Source organism: Kitasatospora sp. NPDC057738, assembly GCF_042798815.1.
In the GTDB taxonomy this organism is placed as follows: domain Bacteria; phylum Actinomycetota; class Actinomycetes; order Streptomycetales; family Streptomycetaceae; genus Kitasatospora; species Kitasatospora lactacystinica.
Window position 1 is genome coordinate 62443 of the sequence record NZ_JBHVJT010000030.1, and the last position, 17741, is coordinate 80183.

At 73.9% G+C, this 17741-nt stretch carries 15 protein-coding genes; 10 read left to right on the forward strand and 5 right to left on the reverse strand.

All coding sequences use genetic code 11. From position 1 onward, the window contains the following. Window positions 1-10: 10 nt before the first annotated feature. The 6 genes from ACFVGO_RS18385 to ACFVGO_RS18410 all read left to right on the forward strand — a co-directional run bounded on the left by ACFVGO_RS18385 (window position 11) and on the right by ACFVGO_RS18410 (window position 7583). Window positions 11-946 carry a carbohydrate ABC transporter permease gene (locus ACFVGO_RS18385; RefSeq protein WP_380632841.1) on the forward strand — a complete coding sequence of 312 codons (936 nt, stop codon included), beginning with the start codon at window positions 11-13 and terminating at the stop codon, window positions 944-946. Continuing rightward, window positions 943-1803 carry a carbohydrate ABC transporter permease gene (locus tag ACFVGO_RS18390; RefSeq protein WP_380632844.1) on the forward strand — a complete coding sequence of 287 codons (861 nt, stop codon included), beginning with the start codon at window positions 943-945 and terminating at the stop codon, window positions 1801-1803. Before ACFVGO_RS18385 ends, ACFVGO_RS18390 begins: the two co-directional genes overlap by 4 nt. Next, window positions 1800-3845 carry a beta-galactosidase gene (locus tag ACFVGO_RS18395; RefSeq protein ID WP_359912020.1) on the forward strand — a complete coding sequence of 682 codons (2046 nt, stop codon included), beginning with the start codon at window positions 1800-1802 and terminating at the stop codon, window positions 3843-3845. Before ACFVGO_RS18390 ends, ACFVGO_RS18395 begins: the two co-directional genes overlap by 4 nt. Then, on the forward strand, window positions 3842-6022 hold the full coding sequence (locus tag ACFVGO_RS18400; protein ID WP_380632846.1) for a trehalase family glycosidase: 2181 nt from the start codon (window positions 3842-3844) through the stop codon (window positions 6020-6022). Before ACFVGO_RS18395 ends, ACFVGO_RS18400 begins: the two co-directional genes overlap by 4 nt. A 42-nt stretch (window positions 6023-6064) precedes the next feature. Continuing rightward, window positions 6065-6787 (forward strand): ribonuclease H, encoded by a 723-nt coding sequence (locus ACFVGO_RS18405; RefSeq protein ID WP_380632848.1) that lies wholly within the window; start codon window positions 6065-6067, stop codon window positions 6785-6787. Between the two features lie 94 nt (window positions 6788-6881). Next, window positions 6882-7583, forward strand: a complete 702-nt coding sequence (locus tag ACFVGO_RS18410) for a hypothetical protein (RefSeq protein WP_380632849.1) — start codon at window positions 6882-6884, stop codon at window positions 7581-7583. An 82-nt stretch (window positions 7584-7665) separates the two neighbouring features. Here ACFVGO_RS18410 and ACFVGO_RS18415 read toward each other — a convergent pair whose 3' ends face one another. Beyond that, window positions 7666-8955 carry a hypothetical protein gene (locus ACFVGO_RS18415; RefSeq protein ID WP_359912032.1) on the reverse strand — a complete coding sequence of 430 codons (1290 nt, stop codon included), beginning with the start codon at window positions 8953-8955 and terminating at the stop codon, window positions 7666-7668. 798 nt (window positions 8956-9753) lie between these two features. On the opposite strand from ACFVGO_RS18415, the gene ACFVGO_RS18420 reads away from it, so the two are divergent. Beyond that, a complete protein-coding gene (locus tag ACFVGO_RS18420) occupies window positions 9754-10479 on the forward strand; it encodes a dienelactone hydrolase family protein (RefSeq protein ID WP_380359392.1) in 726 nt (241 codons plus the stop codon). Window positions 10480-10632: 153 nt separating this feature from the next. Here ACFVGO_RS18420 and ACFVGO_RS18425 read toward each other — a convergent pair whose 3' ends face one another. The 3 genes from ACFVGO_RS18425 to ACFVGO_RS18435 all read right to left on the reverse strand — a co-directional run bounded on the left by ACFVGO_RS18425 (window position 10633) and on the right by ACFVGO_RS18435 (window position 13055). Continuing rightward, the gene (locus ACFVGO_RS18425; protein ID WP_380632852.1) at window positions 10633-11193 is read right to left on the reverse strand and encodes a hypothetical protein; all 561 of its coding nucleotides are present in this window, start codon (window positions 11191-11193) and stop codon (window positions 10633-10635) included. Window positions 11194-11275: 82 nt separating this feature from the next. Continuing rightward, a complete protein-coding gene (locus ACFVGO_RS18430) occupies window positions 11276-12577 on the reverse strand; it encodes a GNAT family N-acetyltransferase (RefSeq protein ID WP_380632855.1) in 1302 nt (433 codons plus the stop codon). Window positions 12578-12752: 175 nt separating this feature from the next. Then, entirely contained in the window at window positions 12753-13055 is a 303-nt protein-coding gene (locus tag ACFVGO_RS18435) for a hypothetical protein (protein WP_359915277.1), read from the reverse strand. Between the two features lie 340 nt (window positions 13056-13395). On the opposite strand from ACFVGO_RS18435, the gene ACFVGO_RS18440 reads away from it, so the two are divergent. After that, window positions 13396-14706, forward strand: a complete 1311-nt coding sequence (locus ACFVGO_RS18440; protein ID WP_380632858.1) for a hypothetical protein — start codon at window positions 13396-13398, stop codon at window positions 14704-14706. Here ACFVGO_RS18440 and ACFVGO_RS18445 read toward each other — a convergent pair. Beyond that, window positions 14688-15389, reverse strand: a complete 702-nt coding sequence (locus ACFVGO_RS18445) for a hypothetical protein (RefSeq protein ID WP_380632859.1) — start codon at window positions 15387-15389, stop codon at window positions 14688-14690. The genes ACFVGO_RS18440 and ACFVGO_RS18445 overlap by 19 nt on opposite strands. 268 nt (window positions 15390-15657) lie before the next feature. Here ACFVGO_RS18445 and sph point away from each other — a divergent pair, with 268 nt between their 5' ends. Both sph and ACFVGO_RS18455 read left to right on the forward strand, forming a co-directional pair. Then, window positions 15658-16635, forward strand: a complete 978-nt coding sequence (gene sph, locus ACFVGO_RS18450; RefSeq protein ID WP_359915271.1) for a sphingomyelin phosphodiesterase — start codon at window positions 15658-15660, stop codon at window positions 16633-16635. A gap of 152 nt (window positions 16636-16787) precedes the next feature. Next, complete coding sequence (locus ACFVGO_RS18455; RefSeq protein ID WP_380632861.1) at window positions 16788-17606, forward strand: thioesterase family protein; 819 nt, start codon at window positions 16788-16790, stop codon at window positions 17604-17606. Window positions 17607-17741: the final 135 nt, after the last annotated feature.

Sequence of the window (17741 nt, forward strand, 5' to 3'; positions counted from 1 at the left end):
GGCGGGCCCGATGACCAGTCCTCCGGTGTCCCTGCGCGAACCCGCGGCCCCCGCCCAGGCCGCCCCCGCCCCCGCCCGCCGCCGGCGCTCCCCACGCACCGCCGCCTGGCTGTTCGCCGGGCCCACGACCGCGCTCTTCGTCGCCTTCTTCGCCTACCCGCTCGGCGCCAGCCTCTACCAGAGCTTCACCGCCCGCCGCGACGGCGCCGACGTCTGGGTCGGCCTGGACCAGTACCGGCGGATGCTGCACGACCCCGCCTTCCTGCACTCCCTGGTCAACACCGGACTGATCCTCGCCGTCCAGGTACCCGTGATGATCGGCGTCGCCCTGGTGCTCGCCGTCCTGCTCAACCAGTCCTGGCTGCGCTTCCGGGCCGGCTGGCGGGCGGTGTTCTTCCTGCCCGCGATCACCACCCTGGTCGCCTACGCCGTGGTCTTCCAGGTCCTGCTGCGCACCGACGGCGGCCTCGCCAACCAGCTCCTCCAGGCGTTCGGACTCGGCCCGGTCGACTGGCTCAACTCGCCCACCTGGGCCAGGATCTCGCTGATCGGCTCGGTCACCTGGCGGTGGACCGGCTACAACGCGGTGATCCTGCTCGCCGGACTGCACGCCATCGGCCGCGACCAGTACGAGGCCGCCGCCCTCGACGGCGCCGGCGCCGTGCGCACCTACACCGGCGTGATCCTGCCGCAGCTGCGCCCGGTCGTGCTGTTCTGCGTCATCACCTCCACCATCGGCACCCTGCAACTCTTCGACGAGAACTACGTGCTGACCCGCGGCGGCCCCGGCGACGCGACCCTCACCCCCGTGGTCTACCTCTACAAGGTCGGCTTCCAGCAGCTCGACTTCGGCTACGCGGCGGCCATCGCCTGGGTGGTCGTGCTGATCATCGCGGCGGTCTCGCTGCTCCAGTTCCGGCTCTACGGAAGGGAGCGCCGCCGATGACCACCACCGCGCCGCTCAGGCCCGGCCGCACCCCGCTGCCCGCCCGGCTCGGCCGGATCGCCGCCCTCGCCGTCCTCGCCCTCGGCGCCGTGCTCAGCCTGGTGCCCTTCGCCTGGATGCTGATCGCCAGCACCCACAGCAGCTCCGAACTGTTCCACTCCCCACCGCCGTTCCTGCCCGGTGGCAACCTGCTGCGCAACCTCGCGCACCTCCAGGAGACCATCGGCTTCGGCCGGGTGCTGCTCAACAGCCTCGCAATCGCGGCCGTCTACACCCTGCTCAGCTCGCTGCTGTCCGCGATGTGCGGCTACGGGCTGGCCAAGTACCGCTTCCGCGGCCGCGGGCTGCTGCTCGGCCTGGTGCTGGCGACCATGATGATCCCGTTGCAGGTGCTGCTCGTCCCGCTGTTCCAGATGATGGCCAGCCTCGGCTGGATCGACAGCTACCAGGCCGTGATCGTGCCCTTCCTGGCCAACTCCTTCGGCATCCTGCTGATGCGCCAGGGCTTCCTGGACTTCCCCGACGAACTGCTGGAGTCGGCCCGGATCGACGGCTCCGGCGAGCTGCGCACCTTCTATCAGGTCGTCCTGCCGTGCGTGCGGCCGCAGCTGGGCGCGCTGGTGATCTTCACCTTCATGGGCCAGTGGAACAGCTTCATCTGGCCGCTGCTGATGCTCAACACCGAGGACAAGTACACCGTGCCGGTCGCGCTCAACACGCTGACCGGGCTGACCCACGTCGACTACTCCGGCCTGATGCTCGGCTCCTTCCTCGCCACCCTCCCGCTGATGGTGCTCTTCCTGGTCTTCCAGCGGCAGTTCGTGGCGGGTCTGCTGGGCGGAGCACTGAAGGGATGACCACGACCGTGACCAAGGACCGCCTCACCCGGGTGCCAGGACTGCTCTACGGCGGGGACTGGAACCCCGAGCAGTGGCCCGAACAGGTGTGGGCCGAGGACGTGAAACTGATGGCCGAGGCCGGGGTCAACCTGGTCACCGTCGGCGTGTTCTCCTGGGCCCGGCTCCAACCGGACGCCCACAGCTGGGACTTCGGCTGGCTGGACCGCCTGCTCGACCTCGTACACCGGCACGGCATCGCCGTCGACCTGGCCACCGCCACCGCCTCCCCGCCCGCCTGGCTGGTCCGCGCCCACCCCGAACTGCTGCCGGTCACCGCCGACGGCGTACGGCTGGAGTTCGGCTCGCGCCAGCACTACTGCCCCTCCTCGCCCGCCTACCGGGACGCCGCCGCCCGGCTCACCCGGGCCCTCGCCGAGCGCTACCGCCACCACCCCGCCCTCGCCCTGTGGCACGTCCACAACGAGTACGGCGACCACGTCGAGGAGTGCTTCTGCCCCGCCTCGGCCGCCGACTTCCGCCGCTGGCTGCGCGAACGGCACGGCGGCATCGAGGAGTTGAACCGCTCCTGGGGCACCGCCTTCTGGTCGCAGCACTACGGCTCCTTCGAGCAGATCGAGCCGCCGCGCACCGCGCCGGGCCCGGTCAACCCCACCCAGCTGCTGGACTGGCGCCGGTTCTGCTCGGACGCGCTGCTCGCCCTGCACCGTGCCGAGAAGGCCGTCCTGGACGAGGTCTCGCCCGGCGTCCCGGTCACCACCAACTTCATGTCGATGCTCAAGGCCCTGGACTACTGGGAGTGGAGCCGGCACGAGGACTTCGTCTCCGACGACGCCTACCCCGACCCCGCCGACCCGCGCGCCCACGTCAACGCCGCGATGAACTACGACCTGATGCGCTCGCTCAAGGGCGGCCGCCCCTGGCTGCTGATGGAACAGGCCCCCTCCGCGGTCAGCTGGCGGCCGGTCAACGTGCCCAAACCCCCCGACCTCCACCGCCTCTGGTCGCTGCAGGCACTGGCCCGCGGCGCCGACGGCGTGCTGCACTTCCAGTGGCGCGCCTCGGTGGCCGGCGCCGAGAAGTTCCACAGCGCGATGCTCCCGCACCGGGGCACCGCCTCGCGCGGCTGGCAGGAGACCCTGCGCCTCGGCGCCGAACTGCGCCGCCTCGGCGAACTCGCCGGCAGCCGGCTGCGCGGGCGGGCCGCCGTCCTGCTCGACTGGGACAGCTGGTGGGCGCTGGAACTGGACGACCACCCCTCCGCCCGGATGCGCTGGCCCGAGCTGCTCCGCCCCTGGTACGCGGCGCTGTACGAGCGCGGCGTCACCGTCGACTTCGTCCCGCCCACCGCCGGACTCGACGGCTACCCGCTGGTGCTCGCCCCCAACCTGTACCTGCTCGACACCGCCACCGCCGACCGGCTCACGACCTACGTACGGGACGGCGGCCGGCTGGTCTGCGGCCCGTTCAGCGGCATCGCCGACCGGCACGACCACATCCACCCCGGCGGCCACCCCGGGCCGCTGCGCGAGCTGCTCGGGATCGTCGTCGACGAGCACTGGCCGATCCCGGACGGCGCGACCACCGCCGTCGTCCTCGCCCCGGACGGCACCCGGCTGCGGGCCGAACGCTGGAGCGAATGGATCGAGACCGGGACCGCCGAGGCCGTCGCCCACTACGGCTCCGGCGAGCTGGCGGGCCTCCCGGCCGTCACCCGCAACCGCCTGGGCACCGGCAGCGCCTGGTACCTGAGCTGCCACCTCGGCGCCGACACCGGCCCGGTGCTCGACCGGGCGCTCGCCGACGCCGGGGTGGGCGCCGAACTGCCCGGCCTGCCGGAGGGCGTCGAGGCCACCCGCCGGCACGCCGCCGACGGCACCGACTACCTCTTCCTGCTCAACCACGGCCCCGTCGAGCGCCTGGTGCCCCTCGACGCGCCCGGCACCGACCTGCTCACCGGCACCGCCACCGGCGAGGCCGTCACCCTCGCGCCGCTCGGCGCCGCCGTCCTCCGACTCCCCGCCGCCGAGGAGCGCCCGTGAACCCGCTGACCCGCCGCCATTTCCTCGCCGCCTCGGCGGTCGCCGCCGCCGGCACCCTGACCGCCCCGGCCACCGCCCACGGCCAGGAAGGACCGGAAGAACAGGGAGGATTCGACGCCGAACGCTACGCCGACGTCCTCGACCTGCACGGCACCCCCGCCCAGGCCTACCCCGGCGACGCCCGCGGCAACAACCCGATCACCGTCTTCGCCGACCTCGGCGCCTGGCACGCCTACGCCCTGCCCCGACCGGCCGACCGGCCCGGCGGCTTCACCGGCCCGCTGTACCTCGCCCAGGAATACCCGTGGTGGCTCAGCGACGGCCTGACCCGCCTCCAACTCACCGAACAGGGCCGCCCCCTGGACCTCGGCGCCGGCGCCCCCGCGCGCGGCACCTCGCTGCCCGGCCTGCTGCGGCTGGCCCACGACCTCGGCGGCGGCCTCGCCCTCACCCTCGAACTGCGCTTCGCCGGCAACCGCACCGCCCTGCTCCGGGCCCGCCTCACCAACACCGGCCCGGCCGTACGGACCCTGGCCGCCGCCTGGACCGGCCGGCTGCTGCGCCCCGCCACCGGCCCCCAGCACGAGGCGCCGCGACTCGTCGCCGCCGAACGCGGCGTGGAGGTGCGCTTCGCCAAGGTCCGGCAGACCTGGGACTACCTCACCGACGGCACCGAGTGCTTCGCCGTCCGCCACGCCCGGCCCGTCCGCGTCGTGCTGAGCGCCGACGGCGACGAGCACCGCACCGAACTCGCCGAGCCGGTGCGGCTGGCGCCGGGGGAGAGCCGCCACCTGGACTGGACCGAGAGCTACACCTTCACCGAGGCCGAGTACGCCCGGGCCGCGAAGGAGGCGGACACCGCGCTGCGCGCCCCGGAGCGGGTCGCGGCGGAGTGCACCGCCCGCTGGCACGGGTACGTCACCCGGGCCACCGAGGGCGTCCCCGCCGCCCGCCGGCGCACCGCCGTCAAATGCGTGCAGACCCTGGTCACCAACTGGCGCAGCCCGGCCGGAAGGATCCGGCACGACGCCGTCACCCCCACGCTCTCCTACAAGTGGTTCAGCGGGGTCTGGGCCTGGGACACCTGGAAGCAGGCCGTCGGCACCGCCGCCTTCGCCCCCGGCCTCGCCGCCGACCAGATCCGGGCGGTCTTCGACCACCAGGTGCCGGCGGGCTCCGCCGAGCGCCCGCAGGACGCCGGGATGGTCCCCGACTGCGTCTTCTACAACGACCCGGCCACCGGCGGCGGCAACTGGAACGAGCGCAACTCCAAGCCCCCGCTGGCCGCCTGGGCGGTCTGGGAGGTCTACAAGCGCAGCGGCGACCGCGCCTTCCTGCGGGAGCTGCTGCCCCGGCTGACCGCCTACCAGGACTGGTGGTACCGCACCCGGGACCACCTCGGCGAGGGCCTGTGCGAGTACGGCGCCACCGTGGACCCGGCCAACGCGAGCCCCGATGACTGCCGGGAGGCGGCGGCCTGGGAGTCCGGCATGGACAACGCCCCGCGCTTCGACGCCGCCGGCGTCCTCCCGAACCGGGACGCGAACGGGACGCTGCTCGGCTGGTCGTTCGACCAGCGCTCGGTCGACCTCAACGCCTACCTGGCCGCCGACCACCGCCACCTGGCGCTGATCGCCGCGGAACTCGGCGACCGGCCCGCCGCCCAGCGGCTGCGCACCCGTGCAGACCGGATCGACGCCGCCGTGCGCGACACCATGTACGACCCGGCCGGCGGCTGGTTCCACGACACCGACCTGGCCACCGGCGCCCGGCTCACCGCCCGGGGCCGCGGCATCGAGGGCGCGATCCCGCTCTGGTCCGGCACCGCCACCGCCGCCCAGGCCCGTACCGTCCGCCGGCTGCTGCTCGACCCGGCGGAGTTCGGCACCGCCATGCCGTTCCCCACCGTGGCCCGCAGCTCGCCGTCCTTCGACCCGGCCGGCTACTGGCGCGGCCTGGCCTGGCTCGACCAGACCTACTTCGCGATCGAGGGCCTGCGCCGCTACGGCTGGGAGCAGGACGCCCGGCGCACCGTCGAGCGGCTGCTGGCCACCGCCGCCGGACTGGCCGGGGACGGCCCGGTGCGGGAGAACTACGACCCGCTGACGGGGGAGGGGCGCAGCTCGACCAACTTCAGCTGGTCGGCGGCGCTGCTGCTGATCCTGCTGCGCACCTGAGCGACTTTGGCTCCGGGCCGTCCGACCAGGCATGATCGGGGCATGGTCGAACGAGTCATTGCAGCGTGTGACGGAGCAGCCAAGGGCAACCCCGGTCCGGCGGGCTGGGCGTACGTGGTCGCGGACGCCACCGGGGCGCCCCGGCGCTGGGAGGCCGGCGCGCTCGGGCACAGCACCAACAACGTGGGCGAGCTGACGGCGCTGCGGCAGCTGCTGGCCGCGACGGACCCGGCGGCGCCGCTGGAGGTTCGGCTGGACAGCACCTACACCCGTGACTCGGTGACCAAGTGGCTGAAGGGCTGGAAGCGCAACGGCTGGAAGACGGCGGCCGGCAAGCCGGTCGCCAACCAGGAGCTGATCCAGGCGATCGACGCCCTGCTGGAGGGCCGGGACGTCACCTTCGTGTACGTGCCGGCCCACCAGGTGGACGGCGACCCGCTGAACGCCATCGCCGACAAGGCCGCCAGCGACGCCGCCCGCACCCAGCAGGACGCCTCCGGCACCGCCGCCGACCTGCCGGTCCCCGACCCGGCCGCCGCCACGAAGGCCCCCAGGGCGCGCACCGCCCGGCCCGCCGCCTCCGCCGGTAGCACCGGCGGCACCGGCACCGGCAGCGGCGCCGCCAAGCGGAGCGGCGGCTCGCGCACCCTGAACGCCCGCTTCCCCGGCACCTGCCCGTGCAGCCGCCCGTACGCCAAGGGCGACAAGATCACCAAGGTCGGCGGCTCCTGGGGCCACCCGGAGTGCGCCGCCGCCCACGCCTGAAGCGCCGCCCCGTCCGACCACGAGTACGCCGACGCTGCCGGGTGAGTATCCGTACTCACGCGGTGGCCCGGCCCGGCGGTGGACGATGGTGATCATGAGGAATCGCGCAACGAAGAACGCGCCGGGCCGCCGCACCGCCGTGCGGGTCACGGCGGTGGCCGGGGCCGCCGGAGTGCTGGTGCTCGGAACGGTCGGGTACACGGCGTACGGGGTGGCAGAGGAGGCCTGGACGGGCAAGCTGTACCCCGTGGCGGACCCGGCCGCCGTCGCGCGGCACCTGGACGCCCGGACGCAGACCGTCTACGAGGCCCTCGCGCTGCGCCCGGAGGTGACGCCGGCACCCGAGCACCGCGCGGACGACGGGATCACGGCCCGGATCTACGACGCATGCCCCGCCCGGGGCCTCTCCCACCTCCTGGAGAGCATGAACGACACCGGCGCCGACCAGCCCCGCACAGCCGCCCTGCGCGCGCGGTTCACCCTCGCCGGGGTCGCCCGGTCCGAGTGGGAGGAGGCGGTGGGACGGGCCCGGCAGAGCCTGACCGCCCAGGGCTGGACGGTCGCCTCCTCCGACGAGTCCGCCCCGGTCCCCAGTCTGACGCTGACGCCACCGGTCACCGGCCCGGGCTCCCTCGCGGAGAGCGCCTCGCTGCGCTTCGACCCCGTGTACCACACCCTCGAGGTGAGCGCGGGCAGCGAGTGCGCCCGCTACCCCGACGGCACACCGGTGGACCAGGAGGGCAGGCCGGCCGATCTGCCGACCGGCACGGCACCGACGCGGCCGCCCGGCCGGTGACCGCGGGCCGGGAGCGTGTGCCCGGCCGGAAAAGCGGGACCGGCCGACCGCTGGTGCGCGGTCGGCCGGTCGGAGGTGCAGGTCAGGCCTTGGGCGGGGTGGCCTGGGCGAGCTGCTTGATGCTCCCGAAGCTCAGGCCCGCGTCGTTGAGTTCGCGCGCCTCGGCCTCCGAGACGCCGAGTCCGGCGAGCTCCTTGAGCTGGGCGTCGGTCAGCGGCGGGGCGAGCGGGAGGTCGCCGAAGTCCTCGGGGTCGAGGCCCTCCTCGTCGCCCCCGGCGGCCAGGCCGAGCACCGCGTCCATCAGCTGCTCGTTGGTCACCTTGACCGCGTCGGCCGGGGCCTGGACGTTCGGGGCCGCCTGGCTGAAGGCGAGCTTCACCGGGAAGTTGACGCCCGGCTCGACCTTGTCGGCCAGCTGGGCGAGGTCGAAGGTGGCGGAGGAGAAGGCGCCGTTCTTCAGGTAGAGGTCGACGCCGATCTTCCGGTCCGGCACGTCGCTCGGGGCCTTGTCCGGGAAGTCGCCCAGCTGCTTGGGGAACTTGGCGGACAGCGGCTTGACGGCCTTGTACATCTCGTCCACCAGCTGGCGGGCCGGGGCGCTCACCCAGAGGTGCTCGGTGCCGTCCTTCTTGCCCTTGTCCTCGTACGTGACGGTGCGGCCGAGCACGTCCTTGATCGAGTTGAGGAGCTGGTTGCCGAGCTCCGGGTCGACGCTGGGGGCGGCGCTCGGCGCGGCCTTCTTGGCGTCGGCCTCCTTCGCCTGGTCGGCGAGCGCCTGGAGGTCGAAGGACACCCACTTGCCGGCCAGCACGTCCCCGACCGGCTTCATCTCCTCCGGCAGGTCCTTGCGGAGCTCGTCCACCGTGGACGGGTCCTCGCCGACCAGCTTCATCAGGCCCTTGGCGTCGGCGTGCAGGTACCCCGTGGCGTCGACCTGGCGGTACTCCAGCAGCGCGGTGCCGCTGCGGTCGGCGAGCAGGTAGGAGACGCGCACCGACTTGTCGAGCGTCAGGTCGGCGTTCTTGCCCGCCTGGCCGGCGTTCTTGAAGGCCTCGATGTCCTTGAGCGGCTTGTCGGCGGAGACCGCGACCGTGACGGAGAGGCCGGAGATCGCCTTGGCGGTCTTCTCGTCCATGTCCTCCTTGCGGCCCCGGGCGGAGCCGATGAGCCCGTTGCCCTTGTGCTCGCCGGAGTTGGCGAACGCGGCGACCTGCTCGGGGGTGGCGTCGATGGAGAGGGTGAACCCGGCCGACTTGCCGTCACGGACCTTGTCGAAGGCCTTCGAGACCTTCTGCGCGGCGGACAGCTGCTCGACGGTGCCGCAGGCGGTGAGGCCGGTGGCGAGCACGGAGGCGGTGACGGCGACGGGCATCGCCCCACGGGCGGCCTTGCGGATGGCGGTGTTGATGGTACGACTCCTGTTGATCGGGCCCGCTCGGCAAAGCGGACCGTTCCCTCCCCTGCGACGCACAACGTCACAGCGCCTGCACATGTGATCACATTATCGGCAAGGGGTCATCCGCATTTTTGGCCGGGTCTTTAACCAGTTCGGCCAAAACCATGACCAAAAGTCGTAAACCAGGCCTGACGAGCCGTCCCGACCATGCCCCGAGGGTCCCCGCTCCCGGCCCCCGGTCCGCACCACTCCGGGGCGGACCGGGGGTCAGCGCACCGGGCCCGACAGGTCCTCGACCGTCCAACCGCCGCCCAGATCACGGCGCAAGGCCTCCAGCGCAGCGGCCGCCTGCTGCCGGAACAGCTCCTTCTCCTCCTCGGACCACGGAGACGGATCCGGCGGGTACGCCTCGTCGAGCGACGACTGGTACCGGTCGGCGAGCCGCGCCAGTTCGGCCCGGGTGGCCGGGGTGATCGGCAGCCGGTCAAGGTCGCAGGGGTAGTCGTACGGGCTGTCGAGGTCGGGACTGCCGGACGGGCCCGGCCACAGCGGGGTGTCGACGCCGTATTCGTCGTGCTGGTGGTCACGACGAGCGCGGCCTGCCCCCCCGACACCCCCGAGGAGGCCGCGGCCCCGGCGCGGACCGCCGCTCGTCGGTCCTGGCCCTCGACGACCCCGACGCGAAGCGCAGCGGCGGCCGCCGGCGGGCCGCTCGCTCTGCCGAGGGCGAAGTCCGGCCCGGCCGGGGCGCGGACCCCAGTACTGTCCGGTCCCATGACAACGGTCACCACACGCACGGTCGAGTACCCGGCCGACGGAATGACGATGATCGGGCACCTCGCGCTCCCGGCCGGTGCCGGGCGCCGGCCCGGGGTGCTGATCGGGCCCGAGGGACCGGGCCTGAACGACTTCCAGCGCCGCCGGGCCGACGCCCTCGCCGAACTGGGCTACGTGGCCCTGGCCTTCGACCTCCACGGCGGGCGCTGGATCAGCGACCCGCAGGAGATGCTGGCGCGGGTGATGCCGCTGCTCGCCGACCCCGACCGGATGCGGGACATCGGCCACGCGGCCCTCGACGTGCTGCGCGCCGAACCGCGGACCGACCCGGACCGGATCGCCGCCATCGGCTACGGCACCGGGGGTGCCATCGCGGTGGAACTCGGGCGCGCCGGTGCCGACCTGCGGGCGATCGGGACGGTCAACGGATTCACCACCGGCCGCCCGGGCGAGGCGGCCCGGATCCGGTGCCCGGTGTGGGCCGGGGTCGGCTCGGAGGACCCGATCATGCCCGCCGAGCGGAGGGAGGCCTTCACCGCCGAGATGCAGGCGGCGGGCGTCGACTGGCGTCTCGTGGTCTACGGCGGCGCCCAGCACGCCTTCCACCACCCGACGGTCGGTCACACCGTGCTCCCCGGCGTCGCGCACCATCCGCAGCACGCCCGGCGGGCCTGGCGCGACGTCGTCGGCCTGCTCGCCGAGTGCCTGCCCGTGCCGGACTGACCAGCGCGCCTACCCGCGCCTGCCCGCGCCGACGGCGTGTCGGTCGCGGGGCATGCGCGTCGGCTCCGGCTCCCACCCAGGAGCCGGAGCCGACCTCGTGATCCTCGTGATCCTCGTGATCCTCGTGATCCTCGTGTTCCGACGGCCGTCGGGCTACCGCAGTTGCGTCAGGACGACGGCGACGAAAGCGGCGCCGAGGGCCAATCCGATCACCGGGACCGACAGCACGTCCCAGAGCCGCGGCCGCGGTCGCGGCTCGACGCGACGGTCCGGGGCGGTGTTCCGTTCCCACCGGTCCATGACCTGCCGGGTGTTCGCCAGGAACTCCGTCGTCGAGTGGTACTTGTCGGTGCCGAGGCCGGGCAGCAGGCGGCTGCGCCCGTTCGTGAGGTGGATCCGCAGCGCGTACGAGTACGAGTCCCCGGCCGGGTAGCGCCGCACCTCGACCCAGCTGATCTGCTGCCAGGAGTAGGTACGGCCGGGCCCGAAGCCCCGGTTGACGGTGATCCCTTCGGCGCCGACCCCGGTCCATGCGCGCAGGGCCACGAGGAGGAACGGGAGGGCGAGCGCCAGGGTCATCGCGACCAGCAGCACCGTGCCGAGGTCGGTGAGTGCGAACAGGCCGAAGGCGGTTTCGAGCACGAGGGCGAGGACCAGGGCGGCGATGCCGGCGGGGCGGATCAGGTCCTTCGCCCGGAAGATCACTTCGTTCACGCCGCGCACCCTATGCCCCGGCCGCCGGGCCTCGAAAGGGGAAGCGGCCGGGGTTCCCGTGAGGGGCGCAGCGGGTCGGACGTCAGGGCAGGTAGTACGTCAGCAGGTCGGCCGTCAGCGGCGGGAACAGCGCCCGGTGCAGCTCCTCGTCCCCGCGCCCGTACACGTCCGGCCGGATGCGGCTCAACCCCTCGATCCCGTAGGGCCCGAAGAGCAGCGCCGCCAGCGCGTCCGGCGCCACGCCCACGCCGCCGGACGCGCCGAGATGCTGCATCGTGCCGCCCGTGACCACCTCGCCCGGCCCCTGCGCGCCGATCGGGACGCGGTAGTGGGCGCGGTAGGTGGAGAGCAGCAGTTCGCCGTCGGCGCGGTCCGGGCCGGCGGCGGTGAGGCGCTGGTGGAACAGGGGCCGCAGCCGGTCGAGCAGCACGGCCGGATCGGGGATGCGGACGTAGTACTGCTCCGCCTCGGGGCGCGGCGTGCGGTCCAGCAGCTCGTGCCAGACGGTGGCCGGCAGGGTGCCCGGCCGGTGCACCACGTGGAGCCGCGCCTCGGGCGCCACCGCCGCCACGCCGGCCAGCAGTTCGCGCGCCGCCCGTTCGTCGGCGGCGGCCGCCTCGGCGAGGTGGAACTCGCCGCCCTCCACGGGGGTGGTGCGGCCCACCGCCACCACCTCGCCGGCGCGTTCGACCACCCGCAGCGTGCTCGCGTCGTGTGCCAGCAGCCAGCGCCAGCGGGCGGGGGCGTGGCCCATCGCGAGGTCGAAGCCGCGCTGCGCCTGCTCCTGGAGCGCGGCCAGGGCGGGCAGGTCGGCGGCCCGGGCGGTGCGCAGCGCGGGCGCGCCGCCCTCGGTGGGCGGGGTGGAGCGCAGCGGCCGCGAGACCGGGATGTCGATGGCGTACTCGTAGCCGAACAGCCGGTAGAAGTACGGGATTCCGATCATCACCTGGACCACATGCCCGCGGGCGGCGGAGCGTGCGTGCGCCCACCGCATCAGGGCCCGGACCAGGCCGCGGCCTTCGTACTCCTCGTCGGTGGCGACCAGTTCGACCTGCCCGGCGGGCAGCCGGACGTCGCCGAGGCGCAGTTCCTCGTCCAGCAGGGTGGCCGTGGAGACGACCCGGTCGCCGTCGACCACCACCGCGCTGGCCGACCAGCCGGCGTCCGGGTCCTCGACCACCAGGCGGTGGTCGAGTGCGTCCGCCGGGTCGCCGCGCTCGGCGAGCAGCGCGCCGAGCTGCTCCAGGTCCTCCGGACGGGACTCGCGCAGGAGCAGGCCGCCGGGCAGGGGCATGGGGAGGGACAGGGGCATCGGCAGGGGGAGGGGCGGTGACACGGCCAGGAGCGGGCCGTCGGGCCGGGCAAAGGCTTCGTCAACGGTCATTCCCGGACCTTCGCACCGGTGGTCGTCCGTGTCCAACGGGTTTTGCCGACCCGGCGAGCCGGGGCGGGGGAACCCGCCCGATGCGCAGGGGCGTTGCCGGTGCGGTGGCCTGCTGGTGTGGGGAAGGGCCCCCTCGCGCCCCCGGGCCGGTGCGGGGCCGCGAGGAGCCCGGGGCTCAGACGGTGCCGGCGATCCAGCCGATGGTCTCGGTGGTGTGCGGCCCGTCGGACAGCGCGCGGCCGCTGCCCACGAGCTCGTTGATGCGGATCTTGAAGCCGGTGGTGGTGACGTCGGCGATCCGCAGGCCGGGGGTGTCGGGGCCGTTGAAGGTCTGGACGAACGGCACGACGATCACGTTCGCGTCGTTGGGGAAGGGCGTGGGGAAGGTGACCTGGGTGAAGGTCGAGGTGGCTCCACCGGTCAGCTCCGTGGCGCTGGTGGAGTTCAACTGCAGCTTGCCGGTCTGGATCATGCTCATCGCGTCCGCCTTTCGCTCGACTGCCGCCGGTCACGTCCGGTTGACGGCCGTGCGCTCGACGGCCGGGCGCTGCCTCGGTGCGAAGCAACCGTGGGTGGGATGCCCGTATTGGTCCGCGTTTAGCGAGGATGTAGCCGGTTCGGGGTATCTGCTCTCGCCTCCCTTGCCAGGGTGGTGATGCGTCCCGGGAGCCGGTGGATCGGCTCGTGCGGCAGGTGCGCTCCTGTCGTGTGCGGGAGTTGGCGGAATCGTGTCCATCGCGGGGTGGCGGGGTTGACCGTGGCCACGCAGGACGGTTGGCTCGGCCGGAACGAAGGGGAGCGCAAGGGGAGGGGAGCCCATGAGGACGACGACGGCACGGGTGGTCTGCGCCCTGGCGGCCGCGCTGCTGGTGGGCGCCGGGACACCGGCGGCGCACGCCCGGACCACGCCCGCGTCCGAACCGGCCTCCGCACCGGCGTCCGCGCCCGCGTTCGCGGCGAGGGACGGCGGCACGGTGCGGGTGAACGTGAGCCCGGACGGCACGCCCGCCGACGACTGGTCCGAGCCGCTCGGGCTGAGCGCCGACGGCCGCTACGCGCTGTTCGCCTCGCTGGCCTCCAACCTGGTGCCCGGCGACACCAACCGCCTCTACGACGTCTTCGTCCGCGACCTGTGGACGCGGCACACCGAGCGGGTCAGCCTCGCCGACGGCGGCGCCCAGCTGGACGGTTCCACCGTCCAGGCGGCGATCAGCGGCGACGGCCGGTACGTCGCCTTCAGCAGTGACGCCGTCAACGCCGTTCCCGGGAACGGCGGCGGGCGCACCGACGTCTACGTCCGCGACCGCCTCACCGGCCGGACCGAGCCGGTCACCGTCGGCACCGGCGCCGGGAACTCCGTCAGCCCCGCGATCAGCGCCGACGGCCGGTACGTCGCCTACTCCTCGGACCGCGCCGACCTCGCCCCCGGGGCACGGGCGGGCACCGCCAACGTCTACCTGACGGACCGCTGGACCGGTACCACCCGCCTGGTCACCGCCGGGCAGGGCGGCGCCCCCGCAGACGGCGGCTCGGTGGAGCCCTCGCTCAGCGCCGACGGCCGGACCGTCGCCTTCCGGTCGAAGGCGGCCAACCTGTTGCCGGCCGCCCCGGCCGCCCCGGCCGCCCTGAAGCCGCCGCCCACCCGTCAGCTGTTCCCGCTCTACGTCTACGACACCCGCACCGGCCGGATCGAGGGCGCGAGCATCGACCCGAGCGGCACCCTGCGCGACGCCGTGCGGCAGAGCCGGCTGAGCCCCGACGGCCGGTTCGCGCTGTTCCGGGTGTTCCAGCCGGACCAGGGCGGCACCCGCGTCCCGCTCTACGCCCGGGACCTGCACACGGGCACGGTGACGGAGGTGGCCCCCGCCGGCGCCCAGTCGGCCGTCATGACGGCGGACAACCGCTGGGTCCACTTCGTCTCGGACGACGCCGGCCTGGTGCCCGGCGACACCAACGGCGCCCCGGACCTCTTCCGGCGGGACCTGCGGACCGGCCGGGTCGAGCGGGTCGCCGAGGCCGTCGGCCCGTCCTTCGCGCCCGCCGTGGACGCGTTCGGCACCACCCTGCTGTTCGGCGCCCTGAACGGCACCGGCTCCGACGTCCTGGTGCGCTACCTGCCGCCCCGCTGACCGGCCGCGGCGCCCGGCTCCCGCAGGGTGCGGCGCGCCGCGACCAGGGTGAGCAGGCCCCACAGGACGGCCAGCACCGCGGTGACGTGGACGCCGCCGCGGCGGAATTCGAGGTCCTCGTCGAGCGGGACCGGCGGCGCCCAGCCCGCCGGGTCGACCAGCACGTTCTCGGTGTCGCCGATGTCGCGCGTGCCCGTGCAGCCGTAGCCGCCGACCTCGGCGTGCGGGAGCGGCCGCCCGTCGGCGCGGCGGATGGCGCAGGTCCAGCTCACCCTGCCGTTCTTGTCCTTGGCGCTGTGGGCCGCGGTGACCACCACCGCGGTCTCCACGCCGCGCTGCGCCATGATCTGGGCGCGGATGCTCGTCGTCGGCAGCACCAGCAGCAGCACGCCGAGCAGGACGGCCGGCCAGATGATCCAGCCGCGGGGCCGGACGAAGCCGAGCGCGACGACTCCCGCCGAGAGCACCAGGAACGCCAGGACGCCGCAGGGCAGCTGGTAGTCCGGGTTGCTGCCCAGTGCCGCCAGGCCGACCATCAGCACCGGCGTGAGTGCCCCGACCAGCCACGCCGTCCGGCGGACCGTTCGTGCCGACAGCTGCGGCTCCGGGCGCCTGTGGACCCGCTTCGGGGGCGGGACCACCCCCTCGGCGAGCGGCCTCTTCCGCTTCTTCCTGCCGGCCATGTCTTCCCCCGTTCGTTCTTTCGTCGCGCTGGGGACAGTCTGACCGCGGTTCCTGACGCGCGGTACGGAGGGGCGGTACGGAGGGGCGGTACGGAGGGGCGGTGCGTGGGGGCGGGCCGTGACCGCCCGTCGGCCCCTCGCCGACGGTGTTACCGACGAGTTCACCGAATGCTCGCCCGATGTCTTGCGGTCCGTGCCGACAGCCAAGTTGGATGAACAACATCCCTCGACCCGACGGGTCCACGACAACGCCCCCCACGGAGGCCCGATGCCCCTGTCGTCCGTCCGCCGCGCCCTCGCCGCCGGCGCCGCCGCCACCGTCCTCGCCGTGCTCGGCGCCGTCCCGGCCTCGGCCGAGACCGCCCCCACGACCGCACCGCCGCTCGACGTGCTGACCTACAACACGTTCCTGATGAGCACCTCGCTCTACCCCAACTGGGGCCAGCAGTACCGGGCGCAGGCCATCGCCTCGGCGGACTTCTTCCAGGGCCACGACGTGGTCGTGCTGGAGGAGGCCTTCGACAACTCGGCCTCCGACGCGCTGACCGCCAAGGCCTCGGCCGCCTACCCGTACCACACGCCGGTGGTCGGCCGCTCCACCAGCGGCTGGGACGCCACCTCCGGCAGCTACAGCTCCACCACCCCCGAGGACGGCGGCGTCACCCTGCTCAGCAAGTGGCCGATCCTGCGCAAGGAGCAGTACGTCTACAAGGACGCCTGCGGCTCGGACTGGTTCTCCAACAAGGGCTTCGTCTACGCGGTGCTGGACGTCAACGGCCGCCGTACCCACGTGGTCGGCACCCACCTCCAGTCCACCGACTCGGGCTGCGCGAGCGGCCAGGCGGCGGACATCCGGGCCAAGCAGCTCACCGCGATGCGCTCCTTCCTGGACGCCAAGCGGATCCCGGCCGACGAGCCGATCCTGGTCGCGGGCGACCTCAACATCGACTCGCACGGCTCCGAGTACCAGGCGCTGCTGACCAACGGCAACCTCGCCCCGGCCTCCGCCCGCACCGGCTGGCCGTACTCCTTCGACACCGCCGACAACTCCGTCGCCGCCTACCGCTACCCGGGCGAGCCCAAGGAGGACCTCGACTACGTCCTCTACCGGGCCGACCACGCCCGTCCGCAGGAGTACACCAACCAGGTGGTCCGGGTGCACAGCGCGCCCTGGACGGTGAGCAGTTGGGGCAAGAGCTACACCTACACCGACCTCTCCGACCACTACCCGCTCGCCGCGCACTGACCCTCCGGGTCCTCCGGGGGTGTGGGATGCGTCACCCGTGACGCCCCACCGGCGGTTCGGCCCCTTACGATCCTGAACGCCGAGGTCGGGCGCCGTCGTACCGCGGCGGCGCCCGCCCGGCAGCCAGCGATCCGGCCCGAGGAGAAGCGCACGTGACCACCCCCACCGCCGCGCCCGACAGCTACTACCAGCGCACCGGCGAGAACAGCTACAAGCCCACCGCGCAGGCGCAGGGTGCCTGGCACCCCGACGAGCAGCACTTCAGCCCGCTCGGCGGCCTGATCGTGCACGCCATCGACGGCCACCGGGCCGGCCACCAGCGGGCCGACCGCCCCGCCGACGGCCTGGCGCTGGCCCGGATCAGCTACGACATACTCGGCCTGATCGCCCTCGACGAGTTCGAGATCACGGTGGAGACCGTCCGCCCCGGGCGCACCATCGAGCTGGTCGAGGCCACCGTGGTGACCGGCGGGCGGGCCGTGGTCCGGGCCCGCGCCTGGTTCCTCGCCGAGCTGGACACCACCGCCGTCGCCGGCACCCACGACCGGCCGCTGCCCGGGCCCGAGGAGTTCGAGCCCTGGACGATGGCCGGGGTGTGGGGCGGCGGCTACATCGCCTCGATCGACGTCCGCCGCCGGGAGACCGCCCCGGGCCGGGCCGCCGCCTGGATCTCCACCCCGGTCGAGCTGGTCGCGGGGGAGCCCAGCGGCCCGCACGCCTCCTTCGTCAAGCTGGTGGACACCGCCAACGGCATCGCGGTGCGGCAGAACCCCACCGAGTGGATGTTCCCCAACGCCGACCTGACGATCCACTTCCACCGCCGCCCCGAGGGCCCCTGGACCGGCCTGGACACCAGCGTCAGCTTCGGCCCGGCCGGGCACGGCGTCACCAGCACCGTGCTGCACGACGTCCACGGCCCGCTGGGCCGGGCCGAGCAGATCCTCACCGTCCGCCCGCTGAACGGGAGCTGACGGGCCGGGGGGGGGGGGGGCGGAGGGAGGGGGGGGGATGGAATTTTGACAGCGGGAACCGCGCCCCCGGCCCCTCCCCGATGTCCCCCCCCCCGGCTGTGCACTGGGGCCGGGCCCACGCGTGCCCGGCCGCAG